Origin of the sequence: Mycobacterium simulans, assembly GCF_900232995.1 — a bacterium.
In the GTDB taxonomy this organism is placed as follows: domain Bacteria; phylum Actinomycetota; class Actinomycetes; order Mycobacteriales; family Mycobacteriaceae; genus Mycobacterium; species Mycobacterium simulans.
On the sequence record NZ_OCVX01000003.1, the window covers coordinates 1,196,972 to 1,215,408 of the forward strand.

The 18,437-nt window shown below is 64.4% G+C and carries 19 protein-coding genes, 1 tRNA gene and 1 pseudogene; 8 read left to right on the forward strand and 13 right to left on the reverse strand.

Going from position 1 to position 18,437, the window contains the following annotated elements:
- Nucleotides 1–2: 2 nt before the first annotated feature.
- Genes eccB through MSIMFI_RS06135 form a run of 3 tightly spaced genes read right to left on the reverse strand, consistent with a single transcriptional unit; the run spans nucleotide 3 to nucleotide 3,003 of the window.
- A complete protein-coding gene (gene eccB, locus MSIMFI_RS06125; RefSeq protein WP_191496531.1) occupies nucleotides 3–1,511 on the reverse strand; it encodes a type VII secretion protein EccB in 1,509 nt (502 codons plus the stop codon).
- Nucleotides 1,512–1,565: 54 nt separating this feature from the next.
- The gene (locus MSIMFI_RS06130) at nucleotides 1,566–1,892 is read right to left on the reverse strand and encodes a DUF2710 family protein (protein ID WP_191496532.1); all 327 of its coding nucleotides are present in this window, start codon (nucleotides 1,890–1,892) and stop codon (nucleotides 1,566–1,568) included.
- A 49-nt stretch (nucleotides 1,893–1,941) separates the two neighbouring features.
- The gene (locus MSIMFI_RS06135) at nucleotides 1,942–3,003 is read right to left on the reverse strand and encodes a DUF5631 domain-containing protein (protein WP_191496533.1); all 1,062 of its coding nucleotides are present in this window, start codon (nucleotides 3,001–3,003) and stop codon (nucleotides 1,942–1,944) included.
- A gap of 68 nt (nucleotides 3,004–3,071) precedes the next feature.
- On the opposite strand from MSIMFI_RS06135, the gene MSIMFI_RS06140 reads away from it, so the two are divergent.
- On the forward strand, nucleotides 3,072–3,215 hold the full coding sequence (locus MSIMFI_RS06140) for a hypothetical protein (RefSeq protein ID WP_169726412.1): 144 nt from the start codon (nucleotides 3,072–3,074) through the stop codon (nucleotides 3,213–3,215).
- Between the two features lie 4 nt (nucleotides 3,216–3,219).
- Here the strand turns inward: MSIMFI_RS06140 and MSIMFI_RS06145 are convergent, their stop codons facing one another.
- From MSIMFI_RS06145 to MSIMFI_RS06170, 6 genes are all read right to left on the reverse strand, one after another.
- A complete protein-coding gene (locus MSIMFI_RS06145) occupies nucleotides 3,220–3,525 on the reverse strand; it encodes a DUF2694 family protein (RefSeq protein WP_191496534.1) in 306 nt (101 codons plus the stop codon).
- A 15-nt stretch (nucleotides 3,526–3,540) separates the two neighbouring features.
- Complete coding sequence (locus tag MSIMFI_RS06150; RefSeq protein WP_191496535.1) at nucleotides 3,541–3,858, reverse strand: ESX-1 secretion-associated protein; 318 nt, start codon at nucleotides 3,856–3,858, stop codon at nucleotides 3,541–3,543.
- Nucleotides 3,859–3,901: 43 nt separating this feature from the next.
- Nucleotides 3,902–5,347: a DUF4226 domain-containing protein gene (locus tag MSIMFI_RS06155; RefSeq protein WP_191496536.1), complete on the reverse strand. Its 1,446-nt coding sequence runs from the start codon at nucleotides 5,345–5,347 to the stop codon at nucleotides 3,902–3,904.
- A 110-nt stretch (nucleotides 5,348–5,457) separates the two neighbouring features.
- Nucleotides 5,458–5,820 (reverse strand): DUF4226 domain-containing protein, encoded by a 363-nt coding sequence (locus tag MSIMFI_RS06160; protein ID WP_191496537.1) that lies wholly within the window; start codon nucleotides 5,818–5,820, stop codon nucleotides 5,458–5,460.
- Nucleotides 5,821–5,836: 16 nt separating this feature from the next.
- Nucleotides 5,837–6,676, reverse strand: coding sequence for a C40 family peptidase (locus MSIMFI_RS06165; protein ID WP_191496538.1), 840 nt, complete (start codon nucleotides 6,674–6,676; stop codon nucleotides 5,837–5,839).
- Entirely contained in the window at nucleotides 6,673–7,449 is a 777-nt protein-coding gene (locus tag MSIMFI_RS06170; protein WP_191496539.1) for a helix-turn-helix domain-containing protein, read from the reverse strand. Before MSIMFI_RS06170 ends, MSIMFI_RS06165 begins: the two co-directional genes overlap by 4 nt.
- 142 nt (nucleotides 7,450–7,591) lie before the next feature.
- Between MSIMFI_RS06170 and MSIMFI_RS06175 the strand changes: the two genes are divergently transcribed.
- The 4 genes from MSIMFI_RS06175 to MSIMFI_RS06190 all read left to right on the forward strand — a co-directional run bounded on the left by MSIMFI_RS06175 (nucleotide 7,592) and on the right by MSIMFI_RS06190 (nucleotide 10,819).
- Entirely contained in the window at nucleotides 7,592–8,008 is a 417-nt protein-coding gene (locus MSIMFI_RS06175; RefSeq protein ID WP_191496540.1) for a WhiB family transcriptional regulator, read from the forward strand.
- A 64-nt stretch (nucleotides 8,009–8,072) separates the two neighbouring features.
- On the forward strand, nucleotides 8,073–9,464 hold the full coding sequence (locus MSIMFI_RS06180; protein ID WP_191496541.1) for an acyl-CoA dehydrogenase family protein: 1,392 nt from the start codon (nucleotides 8,073–8,075) through the stop codon (nucleotides 9,462–9,464).
- A gap of 18 nt (nucleotides 9,465–9,482) precedes the next feature.
- Nucleotides 9,483–10,484 carry a pirin family protein gene (locus MSIMFI_RS06185; RefSeq protein ID WP_191496542.1) on the forward strand — a complete coding sequence of 334 codons (1,002 nt, stop codon included), beginning with the start codon at nucleotides 9,483–9,485 and terminating at the stop codon, nucleotides 10,482–10,484.
- Nucleotides 10,481–10,819 carry a GNAT family N-acetyltransferase gene (locus tag MSIMFI_RS06190; RefSeq protein WP_191496543.1) on the forward strand — a complete coding sequence of 113 codons (339 nt, stop codon included), beginning with the start codon at nucleotides 10,481–10,483 and terminating at the stop codon, nucleotides 10,817–10,819. The genes MSIMFI_RS06185 and MSIMFI_RS06190 overlap by 4 nt, the downstream gene beginning before the upstream one ends.
- Before the next feature lie 15 nt (nucleotides 10,820–10,834).
- On the opposite strand, the gene MSIMFI_RS06195 is transcribed toward MSIMFI_RS06190, so the two are convergent.
- The 4 genes from MSIMFI_RS06195 to MSIMFI_RS06210 form a co-directional block, all read right to left on the reverse strand.
- Nucleotides 10,835–12,160 (reverse strand): ammonium transporter, encoded by a 1,326-nt coding sequence (locus tag MSIMFI_RS06195; protein WP_191496544.1) that lies wholly within the window; start codon nucleotides 12,158–12,160, stop codon nucleotides 10,835–10,837.
- A 95-nt stretch (nucleotides 12,161–12,255) separates the two neighbouring features.
- Nucleotides 12,256–13,827: a DHA2 family efflux MFS transporter permease subunit gene (locus MSIMFI_RS06200; RefSeq protein ID WP_191496545.1), complete on the reverse strand. Its 1,572-nt coding sequence runs from the start codon at nucleotides 13,825–13,827 to the stop codon at nucleotides 12,256–12,258.
- The gene (locus MSIMFI_RS06205) at nucleotides 13,827–14,813 is read right to left on the reverse strand and encodes an AAA family ATPase (protein ID WP_191496546.1); all 987 of its coding nucleotides are present in this window, start codon (nucleotides 14,811–14,813) and stop codon (nucleotides 13,827–13,829) included. The genes MSIMFI_RS06200 and MSIMFI_RS06205 overlap by 1 nt, the downstream gene beginning before the upstream one ends.
- Before the next feature lie 302 nt (nucleotides 14,814–15,115).
- Nucleotides 15,116–15,198 (reverse strand) — tRNA-Leu (locus tag MSIMFI_RS06210).
- 199 nt (nucleotides 15,199–15,397) lie between these two features.
- Between MSIMFI_RS06210 and MSIMFI_RS06215 the strand changes: the two genes are divergently transcribed.
- The 3 genes and pseudogenes from MSIMFI_RS06215 to pstP all read left to right on the forward strand — a co-directional run.
- The gene (locus MSIMFI_RS06215) at nucleotides 15,398–17,077 is read left to right on the forward strand and encodes a DUF3662 and FHA domain-containing protein (RefSeq protein WP_191496547.1); all 1,680 of its coding nucleotides are present in this window, start codon (nucleotides 15,398–15,400) and stop codon (nucleotides 17,075–17,077) included.
- A gap of 124 nt (nucleotides 17,078–17,201) precedes the next feature.
- Nucleotides 17,202–17,669, forward strand: a complete 468-nt coding sequence (locus MSIMFI_RS06220; protein WP_186245471.1) for an FHA domain-containing protein FhaB/FipA — start codon at nucleotides 17,202–17,204, stop codon at nucleotides 17,667–17,669.
- Nucleotides 17,670–17,688: 19 nt separating this feature from the next.
- Nucleotides 17,689–18,437: pseudogene (gene pstP / locus MSIMFI_RS06225) on the forward strand (serine/threonine phosphatase PstP); the annotation flags it as partial.

Sequence of the window (18,437 nt, forward strand, 5' to 3'; positions counted from 1 at the left end):
GGCTAACCCCCGGCGATCTGCTGGTTCGATTCGGCAATGGGTGCCACCACTCCTCCTCCTGGGACGACATCGCGGGCAACGAGCGCGGCATCGCGGCTGATTGCGGGTCCGGGCGCAAACGCACGCACGATCGGCCAGGGTGCTTGCACGGCGAAAAGTGGATCCAGCGCCAATGCCTGAAGCGTCTGGTGATCCGACTGGATGCCATACCGAACGCCTTGTGGCGAAAGCCAATACAAGCTTTCCCGACTGTCGGCCGTTGCCACCCCGCTCGTCGTGGCGATGAAGTTGGCCGCTCCCGGCAACACCAGCGTCTGGTGCGCTTCGGCTGAGTCAGGGTTGCGGTCGTCGCGAACCAGGTGCACCAAGCGCGAATCCATGCCGATCGGGACGGGCAAGCCCCTGCCCGTGAAGATGGTGATCCTGGCCTGTGGATCGCTGGCCTGCTTCTCCCACCCCACGCAGGTCACCGGATTAGCCACTGTGTCAACGAATTCCAACTTTCCCGACGGGTAATAGTCGACGTTGAGCACGTCGACGACGGGAATGTGGATCAGCTTGTCTGGAGCGATCAGAGTTGGTGTGGTCGAGCCCTGTGAGTCGCCGGTGCGCAACAGGTCCGCGACGAAGCCGGTGATCTTCTGCACGCCACCCGGCAGCAGCACGTAGAAGCCGTTGACGACTCCGTTCGCGTCACGGGATTCCAGCACACTGCCCACGTTTGAGCCAGGTAGCCATTGTGACGGTGCACCGGCTTCCGGAATTACCGGTAGCACAATGGGTTCCGTTGACGGCATGGCGTCGAACAGCGCGTTGGAAACTTCGATCGGGTACGTCACCCCCGGATCAAGACCGAGATTGAACGTGACGGATCGGTCGGTCGGGTCAATGCGGGACCGCTGCCCGCCCCAGATCACATAGGTCGCACCCTTGTGAGTCGCGAGGACGGCCTGCTTCGGGCCCATCGCCGCCGCGCGACCCACCGGGGAGAGTTGGCCCGCAATGGCGGTCACCACCGGAGTCGTCCCATTGCCCAGGGTGGCTCCGCCAGTTTGCGACGTGTCGCAGACCGACCAAGCTGACATGGCGCTGGATGTGACCGGCAGGCTGTCTGGCACACCGGGAATGCCAACCATCGGTCCGGTCGGGTACTTGGCGATCTCACTTGCGGTGACCCAAGTCGGGATTGCGGCATTTCCCACCGCCAGTCGCGCAGACGTCAGGTTGAGCGCGGGGTATAGGCGCCCATTGATCTTCGCGTAAACGGCGCCGGTGTCACGGTTTCCGACGATGGCCGACTGACCGATCAAACCCGCGGGCTTCATGATGTGAAGCAAAGCCATCCAGCCGACACCGAGAAGGACAAGAACGATCGACAGTGCCACTGCCGCTTGCTGTTTGCGATCGTCGTGCTTCATCCGCACCGAAAATCTCGTGATCGCCGCCCGCAACCGTCGGTTGTAGAACAGGTGCCCCGAATTCTGGTCCCGATTTGACAGATTCAGTGGCACAGTCATTCTCCTTCCGATGCCGATACCCGTCGGTCTGTCGTATCGGCACCGATATCAATGCAAGGGGCCGCCGTACCGTGCCCGGTTCTCGGCCTCTGCCTCTTCTCGCAGCGCTGCGAGTGCGAGGTTCAATCTGTCCGCCAGCTCACCGTGGGCGTAGCCGGTCATAACGTTCGGATGCAACGTCAACTTGAGCAATCGTCCGTCGGAATTTGCAACGGCGTGAATATCTCCCAAGTCCACGCTGTAGGTGACGGTCTCGACCTGCGCGACAAGTGCTTCCCACTTATCGGCTGCCTCGCTCAGTTCACGAAGAACCGATTCGACGAGGTCTCGGTCGCTGAGATCGCCCACTTCGCTGCGACCCGACCCCGACACCATGACAGTATGTCCACGCCTCCGACCAGCGTCAATTCATCACAGAACATACTCAGCGACTGAGTTTCTGGAACCAGGCGAAGTGATAGTTCGCCGCAACGGGGTCTGCCGTGACGCTTCCCTCGGTGGCGGCCAACAACATGCAGTTGAGCAACAGCACAGGCGCGACATCGGGATACTGGGCCAACACCTGGTAGCGCGCAGTCTCGAGATGTACCCGTAGTAGCTCCAGCTCCTCGTCCACAACGGCAGTCCCAGCAGCGGCGGCCATAGCCAGCGTGTGCACCATCCGCGGCAGTCCGTCACGCGTGGTCGTTGCGTTGCCCAGCTCCCGGCCCAAGTCTTTGACCGCCGGCACCTCGCGTGGCTGCATCGAAGCCTTCGTGGCGGTGAGGTGTGGCGTCCAGCTGGTCGAGTCGCCGGGAACGTAGGTCGCAGAGCGTGTCGTGGCGCCCAGTAGCGTCGACGCCGAGCCGCCGCGCCGCTCCGGGTCCAACAACCGCACGCCCTCGGGAAGCGTGATACCTGGTGGGATCCAACCGTGGGCGAGGTCGGTGACCAATATCGTTGTGCCGTCCACGTGGTCGCCAACCGCCCAGTTCAGCCGTGGTTCTTGACGGGCTACGAACGCGAGCAGCCGATGCAACCGCTCGTCGTCGGATTCCGGATCCACACCGAGCGCCTCCGTGACGGCCGGCTCCTTGACGGCCGGCATGACCCGGGTCGTATCCAGATCTGTGCCGTACCCCCGGGACACCTGCTGCGTGATCCGGCGCCGCTGACGCATCGCGGACTCGACCCGTCGCACAGCTAGCGCCCGAGCGTGGTCTATCACGTTGGCCACTTCGGCCCTGTGGGCAGATTCAACCAATCCGGCACTCCTGATCATCATCAGCTCGTCGTTGGCAGACCTAGCTATGCGCTGCAGGTCATCGTTGAGATGCGCTGCGAGCGTTGATGTTTCGGCATCGCTTGATGACAGCTCCGCAGGCCACAGCCCACCGATCACCCAGGGGGTGCAATCGACCGGAGACCTGAAAGTGGGAATCGTCAATGATTCCTGGGTCGCTCTCCGAAGGCGCCTACGCGCCGTCATCCGACCGAAGATCGCCACCGGGTTAGCGTACCGGCCTGTGCGGGTGGTGAATTGTGTGGCTGGGCCGACCTCGGTAGCGTGGGGCTATGGCTGATTCTGCGCTGCAGCAGCAACTCGACGAGGTACGTGCCCTGCTGTACCGCGCGCGAGAGTTGTTCGGCGCCAACCCCATCGAGCCGCCAACCGATATCGCGCCGGATCCCGAGAGCGCCAAGACCTGGCTGCTCTAGGTTCTTAGCTGTCGCGTCGACGCAGTTGATGCGCCAGCAGCTTGTCGATCGCCGCCTCAAGATCGTCGACCGTTGGAACCTGCGCCGAGGGGGTGTGCCCAGCGGCAACGATCTCATCGCGCACTTCCAGCAACGCCTTCAGGCAAGAGACGTCGGCGGTCCGCAGGATGCCCTCTGCCAGGCTTTCGGCATCGGTCTCCATAGCCGCCTCGCTCAATGCAACGCTATGCATATATCCGCCACGGCAGGACCGAACAAGAATGTGCCCGCTGGGGTGAACGGTGTCGAAGGCGGGGTTAGCGTCTGTCATGAATGTTGGGACCGGTCATCGGTCCTGGTCAACGACGCTGCCTAGGATGCGCGCGCCTTCCTGCTCGTTCTGCTCCCACATCGCGGCCGACGTCCAGAGGTTTTGCGCGATATCGGTGTGGTTGTCGGCTTGCTGCTCGTAGCACTGCCGCCTGAGCTCGAGGAGTTCGCGCCCGGCGTCGCGCAGCTCACTGAAGATCGGCCCGAGTGAGTCCAGACTCTCCTGGATCGCCGCGTGCGACGACGGGATCGTTCGCAAGTAGTCGGAGGTCTCCTGGTGATGAGCAGCGGCTTCGCGTAGGTCCGCGGGCACCACACGGATTCGCTCTGCCATCGGCTGCCTCCTTCGTTGTGCGCCGGCGCTACTGTCGGCGAGATCACTCTTGCGTCGTCGTCGGCGTCGCCGCCGGCCGGGTTGGTGTCGGTACTTCGGTCCTGGCCGGCGCGGTCGCGGCCGCCGGCGTTGGCGGATGCTCCCAGCCTAGAAAGCTTGGTCCGCTCACGGCAGAGATGTGTTGGATCTGGCCGTCGAGAAGGGCCCTGCTTCGGCCGAGGGCAAGCGCGTGCCGTTCGGTAAACATCCCAATGTCTCCTGGTGCGACGCGCGACGGGTCAATTGGATGTGGAACCGGCGTGCCCGGGGGCGGAATCGTAATTCCCTGCTGTTGGAATGCATCTGCGATCGGGATTCCACCGGCCGCGGCCTTGATCGCCGCTGCGAGCTGAGGGCTGGCGGCGGTCACCGTTTCACCGTTGGGCAGGGTGACGGTCGTCGGGCCCGCCGGCGGCGATTCGGGCTTGCCGGGTTCGTCGTCCTTGTCGTGTTGATGGTCGCCGTTGTCATCGTCCGGTTCGTCGGAAACCTCATCGTCCGGCTTCGGATCCTTGGGGTCCAGTCGCCCTTCCTCGAGACCGCTGGATGCCGGGTCGGCCTCGGATCCGCGCAGTAGCCCGGAGAGCGGGAGCCCACCCGGCGCGCTCCAGCCGGGACCAAAGGCCGGTGCGGTTCCACCGCCCGGTACCGGCGCGCCACCAAGGCCGGGTATCGCCGGCGTTATCGGCATCGCCGTTGGAGCCGTGGGTTGCGCCGGAGGCGCCTCGCCCAGTAGCCCGGGATCGCCGAGCAACAGCGAATCAAGGTAGGAATCGTCGGGCGCTACCGCCGGCTGTTGGCTGGCACCACGTGCTGATGTCCCCGTGGCGGCTGCGACCGGTGGGCGCTCGTTGGGAACGACCGGCCCACTCTTGGAGGCGTTGTACAACGATGTCCACGCCGCCATCAGTGCTGACTTCGATGTGTCGTCGAGGCTCGCGTTCGCGACCACCTCGCGAATATCCCTGAGCTTGCCGATCAGGAAGCGCTGAAAATCACGAGCTCCAGCTGGAGTGTCCAGGTCTGATCGCGTACGTACCGCGGCCTCGGTTTCTTGCTGAAGCTTGTTGAGCGCTTCTCGGCCTTCGACGGTCTTCAGGTGAGCATTCAAGATCGCCGTAATCACTTGCAGGTCAAGTTGCGAACTAACCGAATTCTGGTGCGCCAGAGCAGCTTCCGCGGCTGCAATAGCCTTGGCGGCATCGCCTTCCTGTCGATCGGACGGGGCGCCCGGTGGGTATTGCGGCATGGTTCCGGTCGCCGGGGCAAACAGGTTCGGATGTTGTTGGCGGATCTTGGCCAAAATCGCATCCAGTTGTTCCGCACGCGTCGTGGGCGTGACGACGGCAGCCACCTCACTTGGTGTCAGTCCGGTCTGCCACGCGTTCGGGTCGCCCGTGGCGTCCCGCACGGTCTTGATGGCGGCGAGTAGGTCCGCATACGTCGACATCGTCTAGACCAACGGCGCTGCGCCCCGCTGCGGGCGACGTCGCGACCCCTCCATGCCCGGCGACGGTACCCAGGCGCCGCCAGGCCGACAATTCACCTTTCTACGCTTGGTTAAACCGCCGGGGTTTCGTACTGCGCGCGCAGGCTTTCCAGCGCTGCGCTTTTCGCGCGATCGAGCTCCTGGGCTTCTGTCACCACAGCTGCGATCTCACGCTGCTTAGCAATGAGAAACTTTTGAAACTCTCGCGCCCCCAAAGACGTATCGACCGCCAGCTCAGCGTGATCCGCTGCAGCTCGATCGATCTCGACTGCGATCGCGTCCAGCCGACGGACGCTCTCTCGCATCGCGGCATGGGCGCTGGCAAGAGCCTCGGCCAGCACACGGTCGGCCTCAGCAATCGCGTCGTGCTGTCTAGCCAGCGCCGCCTGCCGTGCCTGAATGGCAGCTACCGACGATCCGGCTTGATCCGACATGCGTTCAACCTTCTCATCAAAGTGGACGTCTGATCTGCACGTTGCTGCCCAACCGGCTGATCCGGACCGAAGCACCCGAGTAGGGCGCCTCGACGACCAGGTTGTTGCCAATCGCCAGTTGCACGTGGCCCGCGTGTGGAAAGACGAGGTCGCCTGGCCGCACTTGCGAGCGGGGCACCGGTATCCCGTCATTAATCTGTTGATAGGTAGTCCGGTCCAAATGGACACCGGCCTGCGCATAGGCCCATTGGACCAGCCCGGAACAGTCAAACTGATTGGGCCCGGTTGCGCCCCAGACATACGGGCGGCCCAGTCGCGACAGCGCGGCACGCACGGCGATCCCGGCGCGGCCGCTCGCGGGAGGCAGCCGTCGTCCCACCAGCCCTGAACCATGGCGGTGATGCGACATCCGGTAACGCAGCGCACGCAGTACCGCTAGATGCCGTCGCGCCCGTCCGCGCGCTGTCAAGACGTGGGCCCGTTGAGCCCGCAGCCGCGCGACCCGGCGACGCATCGCCTCGCGATGTGCCATCGGCATCATCGGATTAACAGCGGCATCGGCGCGGGCCTCCTCGAGAACACTCCCCGTTAGCTCCCGAGCCATTGCCCGGTCTCGTTGAGCACCCGCGATGACCGCCGCGACCCCGGCATCGGTGCGCGCCGCCGACAGCAGGGCCGCCCGGCTGTGGTGCGCCACTTCCTGATAACGCCCTTGTCCCGCAACAAGATTCAGTCCAGCAAGCCTATGCAGCAGCCCGTCGTAGGCCAAAGTACCCGCGTCGAGAGCCGGGGGCCGACTTCCGCCGGCGAACAGTTGATGCGCACGGCTCAATGCCTCGACTTCGTTGTGACTCACTGGCCCCCCTCAGCTGTTTCGGCCTGGTCCGGCGTCTCGACCGCATCGGCAAACGCGCGAATGCGGGGGAGCGCCCCCGGTGGGATGACACCTCGATTGCGGATATCCCACAATTCATCGGTGGCGACGCCGACGAGCGCAGCGATGACCGCGTCCGGAAGCGACGACCGCGCGCATGCCCGATCAAACCGCGTGCTCAAGCTGGTCGGCATCCGCTCCAGCAGGGCGCTGCGCGTCGCTTCGAGCGCCCGCAGATGGTCCATGAGCCGATCGGTCGACTCCGCCCCGGCGTTCACCGCCACCCGCCATGAGCTTGCGGCCAGCATCTCGGCCTTCACGCATTGCGCGATCACGGAGAGAATATACGTCTCATATTCGTTTGATGTCGTCGCAGGTAGTCGATCGATAACCGATCTGAGGGCATCCAGTTGTGCTTCGGCGTAGCCTTCGAGTACATCGGTGTCGCTGTGGCGGTCGACGACGACCTCTCCAGCCCGTTGGGGTGACGTCGCCTTGGGCGGCTGCGCGGCGATCAATCGGGCCAGCTCGGCCTCGGGATCGGCGGCTACCAAGAGCCGCGAATAGGTACCGGGCGGTAAGCCAAGACCGTTTTCAACCTTTTGAACTGTACTTTTGTGTGGCTTGCGGGCACCACGCTCCAGATAGCTAAGGCCCATGATGCTGACGCCGGTCGCGGCCGCGAGATCGGCCAGCGACCAATCGCGTGACTCGCGCAATGCACGGATCGCCGCGCCGGCCGACTCACGGCTCACCGCAGGCTCCAGCCATAGGCGGATATTACACAGGCCTCACGACACCTCAGTGTATATACGTTTTTGTCACGTTTTACTTGCGCCCCCACACAATCTGTGTATACGCTTCCGCCTACGTTTCACCGAACAAGGAGGCCGAGACATGGCGAACCCCTGCGCAGCCAACCCTGAACTATGGTTCGGCTACCCCGATGACGACGGCGGCGACGGCGCCGCTAAGGCACGCGCCTATGAGCGGTCAGCCACCGAGGCCCGGATTCAATGCCTCCGTCGGTGCCCACTCGCACAACAGCGCATCTGCGCCCAACGGGCCATCAAACATCGGGAGGAGTACGGCGTATGGGCCGGCGTCAAGCTGCCCGGCGGCCAGTATCGCAAGCGCGAACAGCTGGCTCAGGCACACGACGTGCTGCGGCGGATCGCCGCCGGTGAAATCAATGCACGGCAACTTCCCGAGAATGCAGCGCTTCTGGCACGCAGCGAAAGCACCTCTGTCCCGGTGACCGCGGTGGTGTTGCACCTGCCGGCCGTACGTATTGGCCCACGTTCGGCTGCCTGAAAATGGCTCGTTTGCCCCACCGGCCGACGGGGTAGACGGGCCGCAGGAAACCATAGGCGCATCCATGACATTCGACCTCACACCAACGGCGGCGCAGCATGATCTGGCCCGGCGCACGCACGAGTTCGCCGAAGAGGTGGTTCGTCCGGTCGCCCTCGAATACGACCAAAGCCAGGAATTTCCCTGGCCCGTGCTGGAGGAGGCGGCCCAGCGTGGTTTCTACAGCGCACTGTTCTACCGCGATTTGATCGGCGACCCGACCGGCCTGTCATTGCCGATGTTCATGGAGGACCTGTTTTGGGGTTGCGCCGGAATCGGGTTGGCGATTGTCATGCCGGCATTAGCGCTGTCGGCCATCGGTCAGGCTGCCACGCCAGAACAGATGTTGGAATGGGCACCCGAATGTTTCGGAACGCCAGGCGATCTCAAACTTGCCGCGTTAGCGATTTCCGAACCCGAAGGTGGCAGCGATGTACGCAACCTGCGTACCCACGCCCGCCGCGACGGCTCGGCCAATGGGGACTGGATCATCGACGGCCACAAGATGTGGATCGGCAACGGCGGCATCGCCAACGTGCACGTGGTCAACGCCGTCGTCGACGAAGAGCTGGGCCACCGCGGACAGGCACTGTTTGTGGTGCCCGGCGGTACACCCGGCCTGGAAACGGTGCGAAAGCTCGACAAGCTGGGATGCCGCGCGTCCCACACAGCCGAGTTGCGGTTCGACAATGTCCGCGTCCCCGCAGCCAATCTACTTGGCGGACAAGAAAAGCTCGAACACAAACTCGCCAAGGCCCGCGAAACGGCCGCCGGTGGAAAGCGTGCCGGCTCGGCGACATTGGGCACCTTCGAACAGACCCGTCCGATGGTCGCCGCTCAGGCAATTGGAATCGCGCGCGCCGCATTGGAATACGCGACGACGTATGCCACGGAGCGCGAGGCGTTCGGCGGGCCAATCATCGATAACCAAGGCATCGCGTTTCCGTTGGCAGACCTGGCAACCCAGGTCGACGCCGCCCGACTCCTGACTTGGCGCGCCTCCTGGATGGCGGCTAACGGCATTGCATTCGAGCGAGCAGAGGGTTCGATGGCAAAGCTCGCCGCCAGCGAGGTTGCCGTCAAGGCCACCGAGCGGGCGATCCAGACCAGGGGCGGCTGGGGCTACATCACCGATCCCCCGGTGGAGAAGGGGTATCGAGATGCCAAGCTGTACACCATCTTTGAAGGCCCCAGCGAAATTCAGCGGTTGGTCATCTCGAACGCGCGGGGCGCCGCCGTGGACGCCCCGCCGCTACACGTGGTGATCGAGCCGTCCGGAGGACCGCTGAACCGGGTGTTTGGTCGCGGCACCCTACTGCGGTCCCGCGCCGCCGGGGCCGCGTTGGCCATGAAGGATCGGATTCCCCAACCGATCATGAGGGTCGCCATGCATGCGCTGCGGCCGCCGGGCAGATAAGGCGTAGCGTCTTAGGCGATGAGCAACCTGGAGACCGCGCCGGCCGAAGTCGCCTGCAGGGCTTCGTGGGATGCGGGTATCTCGCCGGTGGTGCAAGTGCTGCGGCCCCGCGAGGTCCCGCTGGGTGGGCCGAGAGCAATCCGGGTACAACGCACACTTCCCCAGCGGCAGCGCTCGCTGATCGGGGCGTGGTGTTTTGTTGACCATTACGGTCCGACGTCCGCACACATGGACGTCCCGCCGCATCCGCACACCGGATTGCAAACGGTCAGCTGGTTGTTCAGTGGGGAAGTGGAGCACCGCGACAGCGCTGGAGTCCATGCAATGGTCCGGCCCGGCGAGCTCAATCTCATGACGGCGGGGGCGGGTATCTGTCACTCGGAAGTGTCCATCGACTCCGATCGAAGTGCGGTGCTCCACGGCGCGCAGTTGTGGGTGGCGCTGCCGGACTCCGATCGCGATACCGGGCGCGACTTCGCGCACTACCGGCCCCCAGTGGTTTCGCTGCCAGGCGCGGTGGCGCGGGTATTTCTCGGCGAGCTTGCCGGAAGCCGCTCGCCGGTGCCGACCCACACTCCGTTGCTGGGCGCCCAGATCGAGGTTGATGCGGGTGCCGCGCTCGATATTGATGTCGATCCGGCATTCGAACATGGGGTGCTGTGCGATGCCGGCGACATAGAGATGTGCGGGATCGCCCTGGCGGTGGCCGATCTCGGGTACCAGGGCCCCGGGAGTCCGTCAGTACGCCTGAACAACCTTGGCAAGCGCCCCGCGCGGGTGCTGCTGCTGGGCGGCACACCGTTCACCGAAGAATTGGTGATGTGGTGGAACTTCGTCGGGCGCAGTCACGACGACATCGTCACCTATCGCCGGTTGTGGCAGGACGGCAAGGACAGTTTCGAGGACCGCTTCGGCACCGTACAGGGCTATCGGGGTTCGGTCGCCCGACTACCCGCCCCACCGCTGCCCACCGCGCGGCTGCGGCCTCGACCGTCACCAAACAGAAGGGAACCCGAATGACTACTGACAAGACCGGCGCAGAAGCCACCGTCCGCGCGGAGCACCAGAAGTACACGATCTCCGTGGAGGGCAAGACGGTCGGCCTCGCCGACTACGCGGACCGTGGCGCCCAGCGGGTCTTCTACCACACCGAGATTGATCCGCAGTTCGGCGGACGGGGGCTGGCGACCATCCTTGTCGAAGAGGCGCTCAACGCCACCCGCAAGGACGGCAGACGCATCGTCCCGGTGTGCTCCATGGTCGACACGGTGCTCAAGAAGCATCCCGAATTCGACGACATCACCGACCCCGTCACCGCCGAGGTCCGCGGCTGGGCACAGACGCAGCCGAGCTGACCGTACGGCGGCAATTCACGCGTCTTCGTCTTCAATTTCCTTCATGCGCGGGCGAAGCTCGTCCCGCTGACCTAACGACGGTCGGCGCACCTGCTGGTATCCGTAGACGCCCTCGGTGTAAGCCGTCTCGGCGTGCTGGGTGAGGTCGACACCGCTCACCTCGTCCTCGGCGCTGACCCGGAACCCCATGAAACGCTCGATCAACATGGCCAGCGCATAACTCACCGCGAAGGCGTAGAGGCCGACCACGACCATCGCCAAAGCCTGCTTGCCGAGCTGGCCCAATCCGCCGCCGTAGAAAAGTCCCTTCGGGCCGTGGGTCATCACCGCGGTGGCGAGCAGCCCGATCAACAGCACCCCGACCACTCCGCCGACAAAGTGCACGCCCACGACGTCAAGCGAGTCGTCGTAGTTGAGTTTGAACTTCAGGCCGATCGCGAACGAGCACACGATTCCCGCCACCAGTCCAACGACAGCGGCGCCGACGGTGCTCACCGTCCCGCACGACGGCGTGATCGCCACCAAGCCGGCGACCACTCCCGACGCAGCACCGAAAGTGGTCGGCTTGCCGTCGCGCACCTGTTCGACCGAAAGCCATCCGAGCATGCCCAGGCAGCCGGCGACCAGGGTATTGAGGAAGATCGCGGATGCTAATCCGCTGGCGGCCAACGCGGAACCGGCGTTGAACCCGAACCAGCCGAACCACAACAATCCCACCCCGAGGAGCACGAACGGCAGGTTGTGCGGGCGCATGGCCTCCACCTTGAAGCCGATGCGCGGACCGAGCACCAGCGCCAGTGCCAGCGCCGAGGAACCCGAGACGATCTCGACAACCAGTCCGCCTGCGTAGTCGAGCACGCCCATCTTGAACAGCCAGCCGCTGGGCGCCCACACCCAGTGCGCAACAACGGAATACACCGCAACCGCCCAAACGGGCACGAACACCATCCAGGCCGCGAACTTGGCACGGTCTGCGATGGCGCCACTGACCAGGGCCGCGGTGATGATGGCGAAGCTCAACTGGAAAGTGGCGTACAGCAGTTCGGGACCCGATCCGTGTGCGGTCTCCGGGCCTATGCCCCGCATCCCGGCGTGCGCCAATCCGCCGATGAAACCGCCGGGGTATCCGCGCGCGCCGCCGTCGGAAAACGCCAGCGTGTAACCGACCAGCAGCCATGCCACGGTGACCAGCGGTATGGAGATGAAGCTCATCATGATCATGTTGAGCACGCCCGTGGTGCGGACCATGCCCCCGTAGAAAATCGCCAGCCCGGGCGTCATCAGCAGCACGAGTGCGGTGGCGGCCAGCAGCCACGCGGTGGCGGCGGGATCGATGTCCAACTCTGCGGCTCCTTCGCTAGTCGTCGATGAGAATATCGGCGCGCTCTTTAACGCGGGACGGTAGACGCTGGATGCGGCGACTGGCCAGCAATCGATCAGTGCACACCTGTCGACGACTGCCCGCTGCGCTGCACGGCCCCACCGCTGGCCTCACCCCGTTCCGGCGTGTTCGGCGCGACCATGTTTGCCTCGGTGCCGTGGCTTCCCGAACCTCTGTACAAGAAAGCCAGCGGTATGACGATCAACCCTGCCAGTACGACTGCGACCACAAACGCCACGCTGTAGGCGTGCGAAAGGTTATCGGCTAGCCCGCTGCGCGTCGACCCTTCTTGGAGCTGACTGGTCAGAATCACCGACATGAGCGCGGTCCCCACCGCGGCGGCCACCTGCTGATTGACTTTGATCAGCGTCGAACCTCTCGCCATTTGATTTGGGGCCAGTGTCTGCATTGCCACCGCGACTAGCGGCATCCTGGTACAGCCCATTCCCAGCCCCACCAACGTCAGGCCGGTCCAGAGCATCGGAAGGGACTCGCGCTGGTTGGCAACGCCGCAGGCGAAGACTCCCATGCCCACCGCAATCAGCGTGACGCCTATGAAAAGAACCCCGCGAGCGCCACGTCTGTCCATCAACGTTCCAGCTAGCGGCATCGTGACCGCGGCACCGATTCCTCGGGGGACCACGCTCATCCCAGCCTGCAACGGTGTCTCGTTGAGCAGCTGCTGGAAGTAGCTCGGAAACAGCACCCCGGCGCCGAAAGTTGAGACGATGTAAAGAAACATGGCCGCATTGGTGAGTGTGAACGCTCGGTTGGTCAACAGGCGTAGATCGATGAGGGGCTTATCCGAGCGGTAGAGGGCGTGAAACACGAACCCGACGATCAACGCCATACCGATGGCCGCGGGTATCCACACGTGCCGATCAGCTATGGTGCCGCGGCTGGGGATTTCGGACATCCCGTACAGCAGCGCCGGCAGGCCCGGTGACAGCAGCAGTACACCGATGACGTCGAAGGTTTCCGACGGTGCCGGGTGATCGCGAGGGAACACGATCGCGGCGAGGCCGATTGCGGCCACTCCGACCGGCAGGTTGATCCAGAAGATCCACTGCCAGCTATAACAGTCGATGAGCCAACCGCCCAAGACAGGACCGAAAGCCGGGGCGAGCACAACCGGGATCCCTAACACGGCCATCACGCGGCCAACCCGTTTGGGACCGGCCTCGCGGTTCACGATGGAGAGGGTGAGCGTTGTGAGGATGCCGCCGCCGAGGCCCTGCGCCACTCGAGAGGCGATCAGCCAGGTGATGTTTGGCGCTATCGCGCATAGCAGCGAGCCCAGTGTGAAGACGAGAACTGAACCCATGAAGATTCGTTTGGTGCCGAATCGGTCGGCTGCCCAGCCTGCCAGTGGGATCACGGCGGCCAACGCGAGTGTGTAACCGGTAATCGTCCAGGCAACGACGGCCTGGGTCGAGTCAAAAGTAACGACGAACGTGCGTTGCGCAACGGTGACAACAGTGGTGTCCAAAAGGTTCATGAATGAGCCCAGGACGCACACTCCTGCTATCCACCACAGCCTGGTGTCGAGTTTGTCCGGATAGCTGCATTCGTTAGGGCTCACCGGATGAGCGGGGAAAGCGGGTCGCGACGCGCGCACCCGACGCATCACGGTAAGCCCGTCGGGCGGGGCGAAGGCACAAGTTTTTCGACAGCGTTGAGAGCCATCGCAATCTGCTCCTCCCAACCGCCGCTGACCACCACGAATGGTCGTCCCACCTCGCGCAGAGCGCGTTTGCAACGCGCGAAAAAATCACCGCGCTCGCTGAGCGGATAACGCGCGCCGGCCACGTCCGAGGGCGCTTCGGGCGCGGTGAGGAGCGTGAGATCGTAAGGGCGGCAAGCTGATTCGCGAAGCTCTTGAGGGCGGCTCCCCAGCAACAACTCGGCCCACACGGCGGCGGCGAGCGGATCGGTGTCACAAATCAGCACGCGATCGGCGTCGCGAGCCAAGGCTTCCTCCGAAGCGATCTGCCCGCGAACGATTTCGGTCCAATCCAGTCCCTCCGGCGAGTCGCCATCTAACGCCCCCAGAGTCCGTCCCCACTCCGGGACCCACTTCGTTCCGAGCTTTTCCGCGAGCGCCCTGGCCAGGGCGCTCTTCCCGGTGGATTCGGGGCCGAGGATGCTTACCCGCTTCACGAACGCGGGCCGCACGCAGCGTGGAATGTGTTGCCAGTGAGCAAACGGGTCCGCGCGGATGCACGTTGCACTGACCGGAACGACGGCACGTGCCTGATCGACTGACACGAAACGCGCTCCGAGGATTTGGGCGAAGTCCGCGCCGTACGGCTCGGAAGCAAAGACAAAGTCGAGACGCCTTGGGAGGACTTGCTCCAACCTCGCCTTCCAGACGTCCCAAGACGGCCGATGCTCCGACGGATGCTGCGAGTTCTCGACGGCGAGAAGGACCACGCGATCGAAGGGGAACAGCTCCCGCATCCATGCCAAGCGTTGGGTGCCCGAAATCGGATCTCCGTCCTGTACCGAGACGACGATCGTCAGATCGTCCACCCATCGACGCGCAAACTCGCATAGATAAACGTGTCCGGCGTGCGGCGGCACGAACCTGCCCAGCACCATTCCGTGCGTCACGACGGTGCCCCAACGCCGGCGACGGAGTCACCGCCGAGCCGATCAAGACAGACGATCTGTGCCTCGGCGACGGCCCACCCAACATGGCGGAACATTCGCTCCGCGCGAATTGGATGCGGATCAAAACGATGCACGAACTCTGTGTAGCACCAGGTTGCGTCCCTCGCAGGAGGAACCGGCCTCAGGATTTGGGGATGCGGATAGACACACCTATAGCGCTCCGCCGAGGCAGGCGTTGGCGTACTCATCACAATTGCGCGCAGCCTGGGCGCCGCTAGCGCTGGGTCGACTCATCACATTTGTGGGCGAAGGGGGACTTGAACCCCCACGTCCCGAAGGACACTGGCACCTGAAGCCAGCGCGTCTGCCATTCCGCCACTCGCCCGAGACAACCGCAGGACCATACCACTGTAGTAGCCGGGCACCCCAACTGCTGCCATGGGCCGCCTCGACCTGATTCTCAGGATTCTCACGGTGCCGCACCGGCAGGGTGTCCCGATAGCATGCTTATTGACACGACACGCGGGCGAGTCGTTTGTTTTGCGACCGCAAAATTCCAGGACGGGTGGGGCGAGCGCTGAAAAATGGGTAGCCAGAAAGGGCTGGTTCAGCGCATCGAGCGCAAACTCGAGGCGACCGTGGGTGACGCGTTTGCCCGAGTGTTTGGGGGTTCGATCGTGCCGCAAGAGATTGAGGCCCTGTTACGCCGCGAGGCGGCCGACGGCGTCCAGTCGCTCCCGGGAAATCGCCTTTTGGCACCCAACGAATACATCATTACCCTCAGTGTGCACGACTCTGAGAAGTTGGGCGCCGACCCGGATCTCACATCCAGCGTTTTTGCTCGGTACCTGGCGGACTATATCCAAGAACAGGGGTGGCAAACGTATGGTGATGTGGTCGTCCGGTTCGAGCAGTCGTCGAACTTACATACTGGCCAGTTCCGCGCCCGCGGGGCTGTCAACCCTGATGTCGAACCCCGCCCGACAGTCACCGATTCCGCCCGGCCACAATCAAATCATGCGTATGGCGCAGAACCAGGAGTACCACCAATGACTGACAATTCGAGCTACCGCGGCGGTCAGGGGCAGGGGCGGCCCGACGAGTATTACGACGATCGCTACGCGCGTCCGCAAGAGGACCAGCACGACGGCCCGGGCCAGCAAGGCGGACCCACCTATCCCCCGGAGGGCGGCTACCCACCCCAGCAGGGTTACCCGCCGCCGCGCCAGGACCAGGGCGGCTACCCGGACCAACGCGGCTACCAAGACCAACGCGGCTACCAAGACCAGGGCGGCTACCCCGACCAACGCGGCTACCAAGACCAGGGGGCCTATCCCGACCAACGCGGCTACCAAGACCAGGGCGGCTACCCCGACCAACGCGGCTACCAAGACCAGGGCGGCTACCCCGACCAACGCGGTTACCAAGACCAGGGGCAGGGTGGTGGCTACCCACCGCCGTACGAGCAACGCCCGCCCGCTCCGGCCGGCCCGCCACCCGGCTACGGCGGCCAAGGCTACGACCAGGGCTACCGCCAAGGCGGCTACGCCCCTCCGCCGGCCGGCGGCCAGCCCGGGTACGGCGGTTACGGCGACTACGGACGTGAGCCTGCCCGCCAAGACCAGGGCGGCTATGCCCCCTCGGCCCCCTCGGCCCCGTCGGCACCCTCGGCCCCGCCGGAACCACAGCAGCCGGCTTACCCAGACCAGGGCGGCGGGTACGACCAGGGCTACCAGCAGGGCGGCCCGGGATACGGTCGGCAAGACTATGGGCAAGGCGACTACACCCAATACGCCGAGACCGCTGTGCCGGGCGGATACCCCCCGCAGGGCGGCGGTTATGGCGAGCCTGGCAGGAGTGACTACGACTACGGCCAACCGGCTGCACCTGACTACGGTCAGCCGCCCGCTGCTGACTACGGGCAACCTGCCGGTGGTGGATACGGAGGTTACGGCCAGGGCGGCTATGGGGCCCCCGGACTTGCGGTCACTCTGCAGCTCGATGACGGCAGCGGCCGGACCTACCAGCTCCGCGACGGCTCCAACATCATCGGCCGTGGACAGGACGCCCAATTCCGGTTGCCCGACACCGGCGTCTCACGTCGTCACCTAGAGATCCGCTGGGACGGGCAGGTCGCTCTGCTCTCGGACTTGAACTCCACGAACGGCACCACTGTGAACAATGCACCGGTCCAGGAGTGGCAGTTGGCCGACGGCGACGTGATCCGCTTGGGCCATTCTGAGATCATCGTCCGGATTCACTGAACGCTCTGGGCTCAAAGCAGCCGCGCTTGACTGCATGTCGACCACTGTCAAAGTATCGTGACTTTGCTGATGTGCTCGGCATGACGAGCGTGGGTGGGCAGCGCCAGGACGGAAAGGACGCCAGATGCAGGGGTTAGTTCTGCAACTGACGCGTGCCGGATTCTTAATGTTGCTATGGCTCTTCATCTGGTCCGTGCTACGGATCCTGCGAACCGACATCTACGCACCGACTGGAGCTGTCATGGTCCGCCGGGGGTTGGCGTTGCGCGGCACACTGCTGCCTTCACGTCAGCGCCGGGACGAGGCCCGCTACCTGGTGGTCACCGATGGCGCGCTGACGGGCGCCCGCATCACGCTGAGCGGGCAGCCGGTGTTGATTGGACGCGCTGATGACTCGACCCTGGTGTTGACCGATGACTACGCCTCGACGCGACATGCCAGGCTGTCTAAGCGCGGTTCGGAATGGTATGTCGAAGATCTAGGATCGACCAACGGCACTTACCTTGACAGGGCGAAGGTGACCACTGCGGTACGAGTTCCACTAGGAACGCCGGTTCGGATCGGCAAGACGGCAATCGAGTTGCGCCCGTGACCCGCGGAGAGTGGCGCTCGTGACCCTGGTCCTGCGCTATGCCGCCCGAAGCGATCGCGGCCTGGTACGTGCCAATAACGAAGACTCCGTTTACGCCGGTGCACGCCTGTTGGCCCTGGCCGACGGCATGGGCGGCCACGCAGCCGGCGAGGTGGCCTCCCAGTTGGTGATCGCCGCGTTGGCCCATCTCGATGACGACGAGCCCGGCGGCGATCTGCTGGCCAAGCTTGACGCCGCGGTCCGAGCCGGCAACTCGGCTATCGCCGCGCAGGTCGAAATGGAACCCGACCTTGAAGGAATGGGGACCACGCTCACCGCGATCCTGTTCGCCGGCAACCGGCTCGGTCTGGTGCACATCGGTGACTCGCGAGGCTACCTATTGCGCGACGGCGAGCTGACGCAGATCACCAAGGACGACACCTTTGTCCAGACCCTCGTTGATGAAGGGCGGATCACCGCCGAGGAGGCGCACAGCCACCCGCAACGCTCATTGATCATGCGCGCGCTCACCGGCCATGAGGTCGAGCCCACGCTGACCATGCGCGAAGTGCGCGCCGGCGATCGCTACCTGCTGTGCTCCGATGGGTTGTCGGACCCGGTGAGCGATGAGACCATCCACGAGGCCCTGCAGATTCCCGACGTTGCCGAAAGCGCCTACCGCCTTATCGAACTGGCGTTGCGAGGTGGCGGCCCCGACAATGTCACCGTCGTGGTCGCCGACGTCGTCGACTACGAGTACGGCCAGACACAGCCCATTCTGGCCGGGGC